This is a genomic window from Burkholderia multivorans ATCC BAA-247, assembly GCF_000959525.1.
Classification (GTDB): Bacteria; Pseudomonadota; Gammaproteobacteria; order Burkholderiales; family Burkholderiaceae; genus Burkholderia; species Burkholderia multivorans.
The window spans coordinates 582,836-598,530 of sequence record NZ_CP009832.1; the positions used below are offsets into that span (position 1 = coordinate 582,836).

Below are 15,695 nucleotides of genomic sequence, written 5' to 3' on the forward strand. Positions count from 1 at the left end.
CGCACGCGGCAGCGCGATGAATATCGGCGATAGCGCGTTACGCGAGAGAAAACTCCAGAATATCCTGGCGACAGAGATCCGTGACCAGATCGCGGATGCGGTCCGCATCGGTGTTGGCAAAACCAGAAATCAGTGTTCCGAGGCTGATGCCGGGGCGCTCGACGATCAGTCGAATCAGCGTTGCGCCTTGATCGTCCAGATTGACCTTGGTGCCGTTGGCGATCACATAGCGATCGTCGCGGCCAGGCGGCCGATAAGCGCTCAAGCGAATTCTCGATTCATCTGGGATTGCCGACACCGCTGGGTTCCCCAATGTCTCGAGTGCGAGATCTGTCTCGATACGTATGGCCCCAGTCCTATCGTCGAGAAAGCGGCGGTAATTCTCTCGGGTGCAAATGAAGTCCTCGAATTGTTGCCCTATCGACGCCAGGACGTTTTTATCGTTCTCCCAGTCACTCAACGAACGTCTGGCGTCGAGCAAGTGCGGCATTCGGTTTATCGCCCAACTCAAGTAATCAATGACATAGGCCGGGAAAGTTCCGAATGCAAGATGGAAGGTCGCTTCACCGACGGGAAGCGGGTTGTGCCACCAGCCTCGTGGTAGATAGAGCAGATCACCGGCCTCCAACATGACGTCCATATACGGGGTGTCAGGACACGGATACAGGCCCTCGTAATCCTTGCTTTGTTGCATGTAAAGCGGTGCCTCGAGTGAGGGCTCGTACAGGACCCACCGCTTGCGCCCGATGAGTTGTATTGCGAAAACGTCACGTGTATCCCAATGGCAGCGGAACGAGTCGCGCTCACCGAATGCCAGGTAGGCGCTACTGACCACCTGTCTGCCGGTGAATTCGATGAGTTGTCTCGATAACTGATTGACCTTCGGTTCAGTGGCGATTTTGTTTGCGATCAATGTCGCGCCCTTGCGCAAATAATCGTAGACAACTGGCTTGATCAGGCGATGGCGAAGCGTGCCGATGTCCCACCAGCTTTCGATGTATTCGCTCTTTGGTCGGATGCCGTCGAAAGTCAGCTTGAAATCGTCGGAGGCTACGTTGCTGCGTTCGAAGATTTCATTTACGTCCCGCCAGGAGAAGTTGCGAAGCGATACGGCTCCTTTCATAAGCAAGGGGCGCTTTTCCTGGTAATCGAGTGCGAAGTCTTTAGGGGAGACGCTGAACGAAATGCTCATCGGAACGATTTGATGTTTGGGCTGGTTTCGGGTTCGGTTGGGGAAGGTGATTTAGTTGTAGTTGGTTCATGGCGCGTTGTAGTTGGTGCCCGCCGAGTTGGTCGCATTTTCCAAGAAACCAGCGGCCATTCCACTATAAAATCCAAGCTGACCATTGAGAATGGTCATTGCACCGGCTTGCATGAGTGTGGGGGTTGCTGGGCCGGTAAAAAAGCCAAGCGTGGCCCCGGCAAGTATCGCTGAAGCGAGACCGGTGGGGCTCGCTTGTCCGGTGACCGATGCTTGCCCCAAGTAAATGGCCCCCCCTCCGACACCGCCAAGCGCGGCACCGATTGGCCCTACGGCGCCAGAGACTACCTTCAGTTCTCGAATTGATAGTTCGCGCATTTCAATTCTCCGAAAAACCGTCATGTCAGGGATGTTTGGTAAGTAGTGATTTTGCGATGTTTCCTAAAATTACGGATAAAAATATTAGGATCATCCAGGGGTTTACTTTTGTTTTTATGATGAACGTCGATATTATTTTGAATAGCCAATACAGGACAATATGGATGGAAATGATGAGTGCGCATCCAATGAAGAAGTCGATGAAGAAAGCGTCGACTGAACCGGGGGTGAATTTTATGCCGAGAATCTCGGCGTGTGGTTCATTTTTCATGGAGTGATTGATCCTTGGATTGATGAGGTGCCGAGTGCCTACGGGAAGTGATGGGGGCAGTATTGTGTGCGATCAGATGCTTGTATATAGAACAAATACCAATTTTTATAAATCTGCGTCGGAAAATGTCTGAAGTCGTAGCTCGATGACGATCGCTGTTTTTTGTTGGAAGTGTGCTGAACGAATTTTCGGGCTGTATCCGTCCGGCGCCATTCAATTGATCCATCGGTTCGAGTCGGTCTACGGACAGCCGGTGGGCAACGGCTTTGCGATCGGACCAGGACGGAGAAACCAGTCGCCGCATCCGTCGAGCAACAATTCCAAGTAAAGGCAGACCAAAAAAGCAAACTGTCGTCGCACCCTCCGCGATTCGTTCTCGCGAGTAAATAGACGATCAACAGATCGGCTATTTGTAACCGACATAGTTTCATTTATCGTTCGTCGACCTCATCTCTGAAGGAGTACGACCATGTCGGTACGTCACCTGGTTTCATCCGTACTGGCGGCGAGCGCGCTGCTCGGCGCGGCATCGTCGAGCATTGCCGGCCCGCTGGCCGTGGACGTCTACAATCCGGGCGCGAAGAGCATCTTTCCGGTGTCGTCGGAGATCGTGTCGGGCAAGACCGAAGCGATCCTGATCGACGCGCAGTTCCAGCGCAACGACGCGCAGACGCTCGTGAACCGGATCAAGGCGACGGGCAAGACGTTGAAGGCCGTCTACGTCAGCCATAGCGATCCGGACTACTACTTCGGGCTCGACACGATCCACGCGGCGTTCCCGGACGCGAAGATCGTCGCGACGCCGCAGACGGTCGCCGCAATCGAAGCGAGCAAGGACGGCAAGCTCGCGTACTGGCGGCCGATCCTGAAGGACAACGCGCCGGCGTCGATCGTCGTGCCGCGGCCGCTCGACGGCGACACGCTGAGCGTCGACGGCGAGAAGCTGCGCATCGTCGGGCTCGACGGCCCGACGCCGGACCGCACGTTCGTGTGGATTCCGTCGGAGCGCACGGTGGTGGGCGGAATTCCGGTCGCGGCGAACATCCATGTGTGGATGGCCGATACGCAGACCCCGCTGTCGCGCGCGAACTGGCTCGCGACGCTCGACCGGATCGATGCGCTGAAGCCGGTGCGCGTCGTACCGGGCCACTTCCTGCCGAACGCGGACGGCAGCCGGCCGTTCACGACCGGCGTCGCGTTTACGCGCGCCTATGTGAAGGCGTTCGATCAGGAGGCCGCGCGCGCACGCGATTCGTCGGCGCTGATCGCCGCGATGGAGGCGCGCTATCCGACGCTAGGGGCGAAATCGTCGCTCGAACTGAGCGCGAAGGTCGCGAAGGGCGAGATGCAGTGGCCTGCGCCGCAGCCGTTTCCGGCAATCGGCAAGGTCGCGCGCGTGGCGTTCGGCGACACGGTGTTCGACCTGCACTTCAAGGACGACAAGACGATGTCGTTCATCGGCACGGCAGGCCAATTCAAGGGCGTGACCGATACCGTGCAATACACGGCGCACGAGATTCGGCCGCAGGTGTACATGGTGTACTGGCACGAGCCGTCGACCGGTTCGAACGTCGTGCACGTCGAGGATTTCGCGCGCGGCACGGTGAACACGAACATCGCGACGAAAGACGGGCAGTTTCTCCACATGTCCGGCACGATCGCGATCGTCGGCGGCGAGTAACGAACGCATGCGGCTGCGACACGGTACCGTCGTCGCGGCGCGCCCCGCGACGCAAAAAAGAAAAAGCCCGCATCGAGCGGGCTTTCTCACGGCAGCATCGAAACGACGCTCAGACGTTAAACAGGAAGTTCATCACATCGCCGTCGTGCACGACATATTCCTTCCCTTCCGCGCGCATCTTGCCGGCTTCCTTCGCGCCTTGCTCGCCCTTGTACGCGATGAAGTCGTCGAACGCGATCGTCTGCGCACGGATGAAGCCGCGCTCGAAGTCGGTGTGGATCACGCCGGCCGCCTGCGGCGCGGTGTCGCCGATGTGAATTGTCCACGCGCGCACTTCCTTCACGCCCGCGGTGAAGTAGGTCTGCAGCCCGAGCAGCTTGAAGCCGGCGCGGATCACGCGATCGAGACCCGGCTCCGACATGCCCATGTCGGCGAGGAACGCTTCCTTGTCGGCATCGTCGAGATCGGCGATTTCCGCTTCGATCGCCGCGCACACCGCGACCACCGGCGAATTCTCGCTTTCCGCGTACTTGCGCACCGCGTCGAGGTGCGGGTTGTTCTCGAAGCCGTCGTCCTTCACGTTCGCGACGTACATCGCCGGCTTCGCCGTGATCAGGCAGAACGGCTTGAGCAGCGCCTGCTCGTCGTCGGACAGCGCGAGGCCGCGCACGGCCTTGCCCTGGTCCAGATGCGCGCGCACCTTGTCGAGCACCGCGACGAGCTTCGCCGCTTCCTTGTCGTTGCCGGACTTCGCGGCCTTCGAGTAGCGCGCGAGCGCCTTCTCGACCGTGCCGAGATCGGCGAGCGCGAGTTCGGTGTTGATCACCTCGATGTCGTCGATCGGGCTCACCTTGCCTGCGACGTGGACGACGTTGTCGTCCTCGAAGCAGCGCACGACGTGCGTGATCGCATCGGTTTCGCGAATGTTCGCGAGGAACTGGTTGCCGAGGCCTTCGCCCTTGCTCGCGCCGGCGACGAGGCCCGCGATGTCGACGAACTCGACGACGGCCGGCACGATGCGCTCGGGCTTCACGATTTCGGCGAGCGCCTTCAGGCGCGCGTCGGGCACTTCGACGATGCCGACGTTCGGCTCGATCGTGCAGAACGGGTAGTTCTCGGCGGCGATGCCGGCCTTGGTCAGCGCATTGAACAGAGTGGACTTGCCGACGTTGGGCAAGCCGACGATGCCGCATTTGAGGCTCATGGAATCCTTCGAACGGATGAAGCGGCGCGGCCGGGCAGGGCGCGGCGGCGCGGGACAAAGAGGGCGGCCGGCGCTGGGCAGCGCGACGGGCCGGCGTTCAAAGACGCTATTGTACCGTGCCGACGCGCCGGTTTCCGGCTGCGGAGCGCTCCGGCGCGGCCGCCGGCGCCGCCGCCATCACGCCGTCACCGTCGTCACAGCCGTCACAACCGTCACAACCGTCACAACCGTCACCACTGCCACCGCCGCCACCGCGGCCACCGCGGCCACCGCGGCCACCGCGGCCACCGCGACCACCGCCGCTGCTGCCGCCAGCGCCCCCGCCCCCACCACACGCCCCCAATCGACGTGCGCGCGGCGCAGCAACCGCCCGCGTGCGCCGGCCGGTCGCGCCGCCGCGCGCCGCGATTCCGCTGATTTCCCGCAAAGTCCGGCCGCGTAAGGGTTTGGCCCCGCGGCTATAATGCCCGCCATGACTGTCCACCATACCTTCGACGTCGCCGTGGTCGGCGGCGGGCTCGTCGGCAAGACGGCCGCGCTCGCGCTGACCCAGTCCGGCTACAAGACCGCGCTGCTCGCGCAGCCGGTCACGCCGCGGCCGGCCGATCTCGCGTTCGATACGCGCGTGTATGCGCTGTCGTCCAGCTCGCAGGCGCTGCTCGAGCGGCTGCGCGTCTGGCAGGCGCTCGATCACGGCCGGCTCGCGCCCGTCTATGACATGCGCGTGTACGGCGATGCGCACGCCGAGCTGCATTTTTCCGCCTATCAGGCGTCGGTGCCGCAGCTCGCCTGGATCGCCGAATCGTCGTTGATCGAGACGTCGCTCGACGCCGCGCTGCGTTTCCAGCCGAACCTGACCTGGTTCGACGCGCGCGCGCAGGGCCTCGACGTGCGCGACGACGCGGCCGTGCTCGCCTTGTCGTCGGGGCAGGTGCTCGAAGCCGATCTCGTCGTCGGCGCGGACGGCGCACACTCGTGGGTACGTTCGCAGATGGGCGCGCGCGTCGAGCGGCGCGATTACCGGCAGACGGGCGTCGTCGCGAACTTCAAGGCGTCGCTGCCGCACCGCGAAACCGCGTATCAATGGTTTCGCGACGGCGAAATCGTCGCGCTGCTGCCGCTGCCCGACGGCCACGTGTCGCTCGTGTGGTCCGCGCACACCGCGCACGCGGACGAGCTGCTCGCGCTCGACCCCGCGCAGCTCGCGGCCGAAGTCGAGCGCGTGTCGCACGCGCAGGTCGGCACGCTCGAATGCGTGACGCCGGCCGCCGGTTTCCCGCTCGCGCTGCAGACGGTCGACAAGCTGATCGCGCCGCGCGTCGCGCTCGTCGGCGATGCCGCGCATCTGATCCATCCGCTCGCGGGGCAGGGGATGAACCTCGGCCTGCGCGACGTCGCCGCGCTCGCCGATGCGATCGCGACGAAGGAGAGCTTCCGCAACCTCGGCGATACGGTGCTGCTGCGCCGCTACGAGCGTTCGCGCCGGGAGGACATCCGCGCGCTGATGGTCGCGACCGACGGCCTGCAGCGGCTGTTCGCCGTGCCCGGTTCGTTCGCGAAGGCCGTGCGCAATGCGGGCATGGCGTTCGTCGGCGCGCAGCCGCTCGTGAAGCGCTGGCTGGTATCCGCCGCGCTCGGTTGAGCGAACCTTCGGCCGCATCGCCGGTCGGACTCGGTTCCGTTACGGCGTACACTGTGCCGTGCATTCCGATAGAGCTGAAGGAACAACTCGATGAAAAAAACGATCCGCATCGCCTCGCTGGCGCTGGCCGTCACGATGGCGGCGCTCGGCTGCACTGCGCAGGCCGATCAGACCACCGACAAGCTGAAAGTCACGCTGCAAGCGCGTCTCGGCAACGACGCACCGATCAAGAGCGTGTCGAAATCGCCGGTCGCGGGGCTGTACGAAGTGAACCTCGGCTCGCAGATCATCTATAGCGATGCGGCGGGCGACTACGTGCTGCTCGGCGATCTCGTCGACGCGAAGACGCACAAGAACCTCACCGACGCACGCCTGTCGGAGCTCAACAAGATCGACTTCACGAGCTTGCCGTTCGCCAACGCGATCAAGGTCGTGAAGGGCAACGGCGCGCGCAAGATAGCCGTGTTCTCCGATCCGAACTGCCCGTATTGCAAGCGTCTCGAAACCACGCTGCAGTCGGTCGACAACGTCACCGTGTACACGTTCCTGTATCCGGTGCTGTCGCCCGATTCGACCGCGAAGTCGAAGGCGATCTGGTGCGCGACCGATCGCGCGAAGACGTGGCAGAGCTGGATGCTCGATCATCGTGCGCCGTCCGGCGCCGGCAACTGCGACACGAGCGCGCTCGACAAGAATCTCGCGCTCGGCCGCGGCATGAACGTGACGGGCACGCCGACGATCTTCCTGCCGGACGGCCGCCGCCTGCCGGGCGCGGTGTCGGCCGACCAGCTGAACCAGGCGCTCGCGTCGAGCAAGTAACCGACCGACATGCCGGGCCGCGCGCCCGGCCAGCGAGGGGCGCCCGCGATGCCTGCCGGCGCCTCTCTTCGTTTCCGCAGCCGCAGTTCGACCGATTGCCACGATGAACCAGCCGATCCGCTATTCGATTGTCCCGAAAGACGTTGCCGCCCACCTGTTCGAAGTGACGGTGACGGTTTCCGATCCCGATCCCGACGGCCAGCGCTTTTCGCTGCCCGTATGGATTCCGGGCAGCTATCTCGTGCGCGAGTTCGCGCGCAACATCGTGACGCTCGACGCGTTCAACGACGCCGGCCGCAAGGTACGGATCGCAAAGACCGACAAGCATACGTGGCAGGCCGCGCCCGTCAGCGGCGCGCTGACGCTGCGCTACGTCGTCTACGCATGGGATCTGTCGGTGCGCTCCGCGTATCTCGACGAATCGGGCGGTTTCTTCAACGGCACCGCGGTGTTCCTGAACGTCGCGGGCCGCGACGATGCGCCGTGCGAAGTCGACATCGCGAAACCGGCCGGCGACGTGTTTCGCGCATGGCGCGTCGCGACCGCGCTGCCGGAGGCGCGCGGCACGAAGCGCTACGGCTTCGGTGCCTATCGCGCGGCAAACTACGACGAACTCGTCGACCATCCCGTCACGATCGGCGAATTCGCGCTCGCGACGTTCGACGCGCACGGCGTGCCGCACGACATCGTGATCGCCGGGCGCGTGACGCAGCTCGACATGGAACGGCTGCGCACGGACCTGAAGCGCGTGTGCGAAGCGCAGATCGCGCTGTTCGAGCCGAAGTCGAAGAAGGCGCCGATGGATCGCTACGTGTTCATGACGCTCGCGGTCAGCGACGGCTACGGCGGCCTCGAGCATCGGGCCTCGACCGCGCTGATCTGCAATCGCACCGATCTGCCGGTGAAGGGGCGCCCGGAAACGACGGAAGGCTATCGCACGTATCTCGGCCTCTGCAGCCATGAATACTTCCACACCTGGAACGTGAAGCGGATCAAGCCGGCGGCGTTCGTGCCGTACGACCTGACGCGCGAGAACTACACGTCGCTGCTGTGGCTGTTCGAAGGCTTCACGTCGTATTACGACGACCTGATGCTCGTGCGCAGCGGGCTGATGTCGCAGGACGAATATTTCGCGGCGCTCGGTCGCACGATCGGCGGCGTGCTGCGCGGCACGGGCCGCCTCAAGCAGAGCGTCGCGGACAGCTCGTTCGACGCGTGGATCAAGTACTACCGCCAGGACGAGAACGCGACGAACGCGATCGTCAGCTATTACACGAAGGGCTCGCTCGTCGCGCTCGCGTTCGATCTCGCGATTCGCGCGCAGACGCGTCACCGCAAGTCGCTCGACGACGTGATGCGGCTGCTCTGGCAGCGCTACGGCCGCGACTTCTATCGCGGCAAGCAGGCGGGCGTCGCCGAAGACGAAGTCGCCGCGCTGATCGAAGAAGCGACCGGCGTCGCACTCGGCCGTCTGTTCAGCGATGCGGTGCACGGCACGCGCGACCTGCCGCTCGCCGAGCTGCTCGCACCGTTCGGCGTGACGCTCGCGCCGGACCTCGGCGCGCCCGGTGCGGTCGCGAAACCGTCGATCGGCGCACGTCTGCGCGGCGGCGCCGACTGCACGCTCGCAGCCGTCTATGAAGGCGGCGCCGCGCATCGTGCGGGGCTGTCGGCCGGCGACACGCTGATCGCGCTGGACGGGTTGCGCGTGACGGGCACGAACCTCGATGCGCTGCTCGCGCGCTACCGTCCGGGCGACAAGGTCGAGGTCCACGCCTTCCGCCGCGACGAACTGCGCACCGCGAAACTGAAGCTCGACGGCCCGGAGGTGTCGCGCTACCGGCTGACGGCCGCCGCGAGACCGGCCGCGTTGCTGAAGGCGCGCGAAGCCTGGCTGAAGGGCTAGCATGACGAAGCGGAAATCGGGGCGCGATCCGCAATTGTTCTGCTGTTGCAACAATCCGTCGCCCTGAGCCCGCTTTTTCACGCAAATGCGGCCACGCACAATGGCGTCACTCGCGCTACCGAAGCGCAACCCAACCGGAGCCTGACATGACGACCATTCTGCAAATCAATTCGGCGGCGCGTTCGCAAGGCGCGCAGTCCACGCTGCTGTCCAACGAACTGACGGCAAAGCTGCAACAATCGAATCCCGGTGCGAAGGTCGTGGTCCGCGACCTGCTGGCCGATGGTCTGCCGCATCTCGACGAATCGGTGCTCGGCGCGTTCTTCACGCCGGCCGAGAACCGCAGCGCGGAGCAGAATGCGATCGTCGCGAAGAGCGATGCGCTGATCGCCGAACTGCAAGCCGCCGACATCATCGTGATCGGCGCGCCGATGTACAACTTCGGCATCTCCTCGCAACTGAAGACGTACTTCGACTGGATCGCCCGCGCCGGCGTCACGTTCCGCTACACCGAGAACGGCCCGGAAGGCCTCATCAAGGGCAAGAAGGTGTACGTCGTATCGGCGCGCGGCGGCAAGTACGCGGGCACCCCGCACGACAGCCAGACGCCGTATCTGCGTTCGTTCCTCGGCTTTGTCGGCATGACCGACGTGAGCTTCATCTACGCGGAAGGCCTGAACATGGGGCCGGAAGCGCAGAGCGCGGCGCTGGCCGGTGCACGCGAGGCGATCGCCGCTGCGTAAGGGTTGGACGCGGGCGTCGCACGCCCGCGGCTCGATCTGAAAGCAGAAAGCGCCGCGTCCCGACAGGGGCGCGGCGCTTTGCATTCCGGCCGACGCAGGACGCGGCGCAGCCGCCGTTACGCGAGCGTTTCGGCGACCTCGGGCAGCCGCCAGTCGATCGGCGTGCGGCCGTGCTCGACCAGATAGTCGTTCGCGAGCGCGAAGTGGCGGCAGCCGAGAAAGCCGCGATGCGCGGACAGCGGCGACGGATGCGGCGCCTCGAGCACGCAGTGCGCGCTCGCGTCGAACAGCGCACGCTTCGCCTGCGCGTGCGCACCCCACAGCATGAACACGAGGCCGCGATGACGGTTCGCGAGCTCGCGGATCAGCGTATCGGTGCACTGCTCCCAGCCGCGCTTGGCGTGGCTCGCGGCCGCGCCGCGCTCGACCGTCAGCACGGTGTTCAGCAGCAGCACGCCCTGGCGCGCCCACGTGTCGAGACAGCCGTGGCGCGGCGTATCGTGGCCGAAGTTCGCGGCGATTTCCTTGAAGATGTTGCGCAGCGACGGCGGTGTGCGCACGGCGGGCGGCACCGAGAATGCGAGGCCGTGCGCCTGCGGCGTGCCGCGATCGTCGCCGTGATAAGGGTCCTGACCGAGGATCACGACCTTCACGTCGTCGGGGCTCGTCAGCCGCAGTGCGCGGAACACGTCGGTCGGGTAGATCGTCTTGCCGGCCGCGCGTTCGTCGTCGACGAAGCGGCATAGCGGCGCATATGCGTCGCTGTCGATGAACGGCTTCAGCACGTCGCGCCATACGGCGGGCAGTGCATCGAATTGCGCGGCGAGGTGCGGGATGTCGCGCGCGGCATGCGGGGCGGCCGCGGCGCCGGCAGCGATCTTGCCGGCCGGCCGGCGCTCGGCTGCGGGAGCGGCCGGCGCAGCGGGCCGGAGGTCGGCCTCGGCCGTTTCCGGCACGGGATCGTCGAACAGCGACGCCTGCAGCGGCGTGCGGGAGGTCTTGCGGGTTGCCATGCGTGATGCGGGTTTATTGCGCGCGCAGCCGGTAGCCGCGCTGCGCCTTGCTGATGTTTTCGGGAGCGAGACCCGGCAGCGCCTGCTGCAGCTCGGCGGCGAGCGTCGCGAGCGCCGCTTCCGGGCCGTCGAGCAGTTCGAGTTCGATTTCGCTGATCGGTTCGCGGCGCGTGTCGCGGTCCGTGTGGACGACGATCTCGCCGATGTCCACCGCCGCCTCGACCGTCGCACCGCCGATCGCGACGCGCCACAGCGTACGCGAAAAATCCGTGCGGAACAGCGCGTGTAGCGCGGGCGCCGCGTCACGCAGCGCGGCGGCGGCTTCCGGCACGTCGCATGCGGCGACGAGCGCGGCGACTTCGAGCGCGTCGCCGGCCACCGGCAGTTCCCATTCGTGGCGGCGGTGCAGCCCGTGTTCGGCGCTGCCGACCGTCTTGAACGTCTGCAGCCAGCCTTGCGGCGTGCGGCGTACGCGCACTGCGCTTTTCGAACGCGCGAGCGCGAGGTCGGGCGTGTCGTAATAGACGTTCGACAGCGCGATCTCGCGGCCGCGCTCACCGGTCAGCGTCTCGAAGAAGCGGTGCGCGGCCGGCGCGTGGCCCGCCGGCAGCGCGAGCTTGATTTCCTTTTCGATCGCCATCAGAAGAACATCCGTGCGAGTTCCTCGCCCGGCTGGTCGGCACGCATGAACGCCTCGCCGACGAGGAACGTGTTGACGTTCGCCGCGCGCATCGTATCGACGTCCGCGCGCGACAGGATCCCCGATTCGGTCACGACGATGCGGTCCTGCGGAATCATGTCGAGCATGTCGAGCGTCGCCCGGATCGAGGTTTCGAACGTGCGCAGATTGCGGTTGTTGATGCCGAGCAGCGGCGTCTTGAGCGTCAGCGCCTGCTCCATTTCGTTGCGGTCGTGCACTTCGACGAGCACCGCGAGGTCGAGCGAGTGCGCATACGCTTCGAGCTCCTGCATCAGCGGCGTGTCGAGCGCGGCGGCGATCAGCAGGATCGCGTCCGCGCCCATCGCGCGCGCTTCGAGGATCTGGTACGCGTCGACGATGAAGTCCTTGCGCAGCACCGGCAGGTCGCACGCGGCGCGCGCTTCCTCGAGATAGCGGACGCCGCCCTGGAAGAACTGCTCGTCGGTCAGCACCGACAGGCACGCGGCGCCGTGCGCCGCATACGAGCGCGCGATGTCGGCGGGCACGAAATGCTCGCGCAGCACGCCCTTCGACGGGCTCGCCTTCTTGATTTCGGCGATCACGGCCGGCTGGCCGGCCGCATGCTTGGCGCGCAGCGCGCCGACGAAGTCGCGCCGGTCGCGCGCGGACGCTTCCAGCTTCAGCGCCTCGAGCGGCGTGCTGCGCATGGCGGCTGCTACTTCTTCGCGCTTGACGGCGATGATTCGGTCGAGAATGTCGCTCATTGGGGTTCCTGCTTGATTCGTAACGGGGTCAGCGCTTGAATTGCTGCGTGAAGCGCACGAGTTCGTCGACTTTCGCACGGGCCTTGCCGCTCGCGATCGCTTCGCGCGCGAGCCGGATGCCGTCGGCGATCGAGCCGGCGACGTTCGCCGCATAAAGCGCGGTGCCCGCATTCAGCGTGACGATCTCGCGCGCGACGCCGGGCTGATTGTCGAGCGCGCCGAGCAGCATCGCGCGCGATTCCTCGGCATTTTCCACCTTCAGCGTGCGGTTCGACACCATCTGCAAGCCGAAGTCCTCCGGATGGATCTCGTATTCGTGCACCTGGCCGTCGCGCAGTTCGCCGACGAGCGTCGCGGCGCCGAGCGACACCTCGTCCATCCCGTCCTTGCCGTACACGACGAGCACGTGCTGCGCGCCGAGGCGCTGCATCACGCGCACCTGGATGCCGACGAGGTCGGGGTGGAACACGCCCATCAGCTGATTCGGCGCGCCGGCCGGATTGGTGAGCGGGCCGAGGATGTTGAAGATCGTGCGTACGCCGAGCTCGCGGCGCACGGCCGCGATGTTCTTCATGGCCGGATGATGGTTCGGCGCGAACATGAAGCCCATCCCGGTCTCGGCGATGGACGCGGCAACCTGGTCGGGCTGCAGGTCGATGTTGACGCCGAGCGCTTCCAGCACGTCGGCGCTGCCGGACTTGCTCGATACGCCGCGGTTGCCGTGCTTCGCGACCTTCGCGCCGGCCGCGGCCGTCACGAACATCGACGCGGTCGAGATGTTGAACGTATGCGAGCCGTCGCCGCCCGTGCCGACGATGTCGACGAAGTTCGAATTGTCCTGCACCTCGACGTGGTTCGCGAATTCGCGCATCACGGTCGCGGCGGCGGCGATCTCGCCGATCGTCTCCTTCTTCACGCGCAGCCCGGTGATGATCGCGGCCGCCATCACCGGCGACATGTCGCCGCGCATGATGAGCCGCATTAGATGCAGCATCTCGTCGTGGAAAATCTCGCGGTGCTCGATCGTGCGCTGCAGCGCTTCCTGCGGAGTAATCGTCATCGTCGCGCTCCGTCAGGCGGCATGCGCGGCCGCGCGCGCCTGCTTCAGGAAATTCTCGAGCAGCGCATGGCCGTGTTCGGACAGGATCGATTCCGGATGAAACTGCACGCCTTCGATCGGCAGCGTCTTGTGACGCACGCCCATGATTTCGCCGTCGTCGGTCGTTGCGGAAATCTCGAGGCAGTCGGGCAGCGACTCGCGCTCGATCGCGAGCGAGTGATAGCGCGTGACGTCGAAGTGCTTCGGCAGATCGGCGAACACGCCGCGGCCGTCGGTCTCGATGCGGCTCACCTTGCCATGCATGATGGTCTTCGCGCGCACGACGCGGCCGCCGAACGCCTCGCCGATCGCCTGATGGCCGAGGCACACGCCGAGAATCGGCTTCTTGCCCGCGAATTCGCGCAGCACGTCGAGCGTGATGCCCGCGTGCTGCGGGTTGCTCGGCCCCGGCGACAGGCAGATCGTGTCGGGATTCAGGCGCGCGATGTCGGCGAGCGTGATTTCGTCGTTGCGGTAGGTGCGCACGTCCTCGCCCAGTTCGCCGAAGTACTGGACCAGGTTGTAGGTGAACGAGTCGTAGTTGTCGATCATGAGCAGCATGGTCAGTCTCCGGTCAGAAGTCGCTATCGAGGCCGTCCTGGACCTGTTCGGCCGCGCGCAGCACCGCGCGCGCCTTGTTCTCGGTCTCTTGCCATTCGGATTCGGGCACCGAATCCGCGACGACGCCGGCCGCCGCTTGCACATACAGGTTGCCGTTGTGGATCAGGCCCGTGCGGATCGCGATCGCGAGATCCATCTCGCCCGAGAACGACAGGTAGCCGACGGCGCCGCCGTAGAGCCCGCGCTTGACGGGCTCGAGCTCGTCGATCAGCTCCATCGCGCGCACCTTCGGCGCGCCGGACAGCGTGCCGGCCGGGAACGTCGCGCGCAGCACGTCGAAGTTCGTCATGCCGGGCTTCAGCTTGCCTTCGACCGAGCTGACGATGTGCTGCACGTGCGAGTACTTCTCGATCACCATCTTGTCGGTCACCTGCACGGAGCCGATGTCGGCGATGCGGCCGACGTCGTTGCGCGCGAGGTCGATCAGCATCACGTGCTCGGCGATTTCCTTCGGATCGTTCAGCAGCTCGGTCGCGAGTTCCGCGTCGCGCTCGGGCGTGTTGCCGCGCGGGCGCGTGCCGGCGAGCGGGCGGATCGTGACGATCTGGTCGTCGCCGCGCTTTTCCTGGCGCACGAGGATTTCCGGCGACGCGCCGACCACGTGAAACTCGCCGAAGTTGTAGTAGTACATATACGGCGACGGATTCAGCGAGCGCAGCGCGCGATACAGCGACAGCGGATTGTCGCGGTAGGGCTTCGTCAGGCGCTGGCCGACCTGGATCTGCATCAGTTCGCCGGCCGCGATGTATTCCTTCGCCTGACGCACGGCGGCCAGATAGTCGTCCTTCTTGAATTCGCGGAACGTCTCGGTGCGCACGCTCGCCGACGTGACGGGCGGCTGCACGGTCGCGCGCAGCCGCTGCTTGAGCTCGCGCAGGCGCTGCTTCGCCTTGGCGTACGCCTCGGGCTGGCCCGGATCCGCGTAGATGATCAGATACAGCTTGCCGGCGAGGTTGTCGATCACCGCGACTTCCTCGGTCAGCAGCAGCTGGATGTCGGGCAGGCCGAGATCGTCGCGCGGCGCGGTGTGCGCGAGCTTCTTCTCGATGTAGCGCACCGCATCGTAGCCGAAGTAGCCGGCGAGGCCGCCGCAGAAGCGCGGCAGGCCCGGGCGCTGCGCGACCTTGAAACGCGCCTGGAACGACGCGATGAATTCGAACGGATCGCCGTGGTGCGTCTCGACGACCGCGCCGTCGCGCACGACTTCGGAGACGCCGTTGCGGGTGCGCACGAGCGTGCGTGCCGGCAGCCCGATGAACGAGTAGCGGCCGAAGCGTTCGCCGCCGACCACCGATTCGAGCAGGAAGGAGTTCGCGCCCGCGCGTTCGGGTTGCGCGAGCTTCAGGTAGAGCGACAGCGGCGTTTCGAGATCGGCGAGCGCTTCGGCGATCAGCGGGATGCGGTTATAGCCTTCGTTCGCGAGCGATTGGAATTCGAGTTCGGTCATGTTCCGGTCCTGTTCGGGACGAGCGGCGCGTGCGCCAGGGATCGTTTGACGCTGCGCGGGCTACCGTCGGCGAAAGGGCGGTCGATCCTGAAGTGCCTGGTGCCGGCCGGCGCGGCCCGCAGCGTGAACGTCGCGAGCCTGCAGCCGATCCTGAACGCAGGCGTTCGGACACGGTGGAACTCGGGTGGTGCGACGATCGGCGCGCGGATGCGCAGCGAGATAAAAAACGGCGCTGAAGACGTGCT

At 65.3% G+C, this 15,695-nt stretch carries 15 protein-coding genes; 5 read left to right on the top strand and 10 right to left on the bottom strand.

Translation table 11 applies throughout. From position 1 onward, the window contains the following. Positions 1-37: 37 nt before the first annotated feature. Both NP80_RS15155 and NP80_RS31260 read right to left on the bottom strand, forming a co-directional pair. Entirely contained in the window at positions 38-1,192 is a 1,155-nt protein-coding gene (locus NP80_RS15155) for a JmjC domain-containing protein (RefSeq protein WP_006406919.1), read from the bottom strand. A gap of 66 nt (positions 1,193-1,258) precedes the next feature. Next, a complete protein-coding gene (locus NP80_RS31260; RefSeq protein WP_125902617.1) occupies positions 1,259-1,579 on the bottom strand; it encodes a hypothetical protein in 321 nt (106 codons plus the stop codon). A 740-nt stretch (positions 1,580-2,319) separates the two neighbouring features. Between NP80_RS31260 and NP80_RS15165 the strand changes: the two genes are divergently transcribed. Next, entirely contained in the window at positions 2,320-3,531 is a 1,212-nt protein-coding gene (locus tag NP80_RS15165) for an MBL fold metallo-hydrolase (protein ID WP_006412111.1), read from the top strand. A 109-nt stretch (positions 3,532-3,640) separates the two neighbouring features. On the opposite strand, the gene ychF is transcribed toward NP80_RS15165, so the two are convergent. Both ychF and NP80_RS29685 read right to left on the bottom strand, forming a co-directional pair. Further along, positions 3,641-4,735 carry a redox-regulated ATPase YchF gene (ychF, locus tag NP80_RS15170; RefSeq protein WP_006406916.1) on the bottom strand — a complete coding sequence of 365 codons (1,095 nt, stop codon included), beginning with the start codon at positions 4,733-4,735 and terminating at the stop codon, positions 3,641-3,643. 177 nt (positions 4,736-4,912) lie between these two features. Then, a complete protein-coding gene (locus NP80_RS29685) occupies positions 4,913-5,209 on the bottom strand; it encodes a hypothetical protein (RefSeq protein WP_157160140.1) in 297 nt (98 codons plus the stop codon). Between NP80_RS29685 and NP80_RS15180 the strand changes: the two genes are divergently transcribed. The 4 genes from NP80_RS15180 (at position 5,199) to NP80_RS15195 (ending at position 9,845) form a co-directional block, all read left to right on the top strand. Continuing rightward, positions 5,199-6,377: a UbiH/UbiF family hydroxylase gene (locus NP80_RS15180; RefSeq protein ID WP_006412109.1), complete on the top strand. Its 1,179-nt coding sequence runs from the start codon at positions 5,199-5,201 to the stop codon at positions 6,375-6,377. The two genes, NP80_RS29685 and NP80_RS15180, sit on opposite strands and share 11 nt — an antisense overlap. A gap of 90 nt (positions 6,378-6,467) precedes the next feature. Further along, on the top strand, positions 6,468-7,196 hold the full coding sequence (locus tag NP80_RS15185) for a DsbC family protein (RefSeq protein WP_006412110.1): 729 nt from the start codon (positions 6,468-6,470) through the stop codon (positions 7,194-7,196). 103 nt (positions 7,197-7,299) lie between these two features. Then, the gene (locus NP80_RS15190) at positions 7,300-9,102 is read left to right on the top strand and encodes a M61 family metallopeptidase (protein WP_006406912.1); all 1,803 of its coding nucleotides are present in this window, start codon (positions 7,300-7,302) and stop codon (positions 9,100-9,102) included. Positions 9,103-9,248: 146 nt separating this feature from the next. Beyond that, positions 9,249-9,845, top strand: a complete 597-nt coding sequence (locus tag NP80_RS15195; RefSeq protein WP_006400474.1) for an FMN-dependent NADH-azoreductase — start codon at positions 9,249-9,251, stop codon at positions 9,843-9,845. Between the two features lie 116 nt (positions 9,846-9,961). Here NP80_RS15195 and NP80_RS15200 read toward each other — a convergent pair whose 3' ends face one another. Genes NP80_RS15200 through trpE form a run of 6 tightly spaced genes read right to left on the bottom strand, consistent with a single transcriptional unit; the run spans position 9,962 to position 15,450 of the window. Next, positions 9,962-10,858 (bottom strand): uracil-DNA glycosylase, encoded by an 897-nt coding sequence (locus tag NP80_RS15200; RefSeq protein WP_006406911.1) that lies wholly within the window; start codon positions 10,856-10,858, stop codon positions 9,962-9,964. 13 nt (positions 10,859-10,871) lie between these two features. Next, positions 10,872-11,498, bottom strand: a complete 627-nt coding sequence (locus NP80_RS15205) for a CYTH domain-containing protein (RefSeq protein ID WP_006406910.1) — start codon at positions 11,496-11,498, stop codon at positions 10,872-10,874. Continuing rightward, positions 11,498-12,283, bottom strand: a complete 786-nt coding sequence (trpC, locus tag NP80_RS15210) for an indole-3-glycerol phosphate synthase TrpC (RefSeq protein WP_006406909.1) — start codon at positions 12,281-12,283, stop codon at positions 11,498-11,500. Before trpC ends, NP80_RS15205 begins: the two co-directional genes overlap by 1 nt. A 28-nt stretch (positions 12,284-12,311) precedes the next feature. Next, a complete protein-coding gene (trpD, locus tag NP80_RS15215; protein ID WP_006406908.1) occupies positions 12,312-13,343 on the bottom strand; it encodes an anthranilate phosphoribosyltransferase in 1,032 nt (343 codons plus the stop codon). A 12-nt stretch (positions 13,344-13,355) separates the two neighbouring features. After that, positions 13,356-13,943 carry an aminodeoxychorismate/anthranilate synthase component II gene (locus tag NP80_RS15220; RefSeq protein WP_006412108.1) on the bottom strand — a complete coding sequence of 196 codons (588 nt, stop codon included), beginning with the start codon at positions 13,941-13,943 and terminating at the stop codon, positions 13,356-13,358. Positions 13,944-13,956: 13 nt separating this feature from the next. Continuing rightward, positions 13,957-15,450 (bottom strand): anthranilate synthase component I, encoded by a 1,494-nt coding sequence (gene trpE / locus NP80_RS15225; RefSeq protein WP_006406907.1) that lies wholly within the window; start codon positions 15,448-15,450, stop codon positions 13,957-13,959. Between the last annotated feature and the right edge of the window lie 245 nt (positions 15,451-15,695).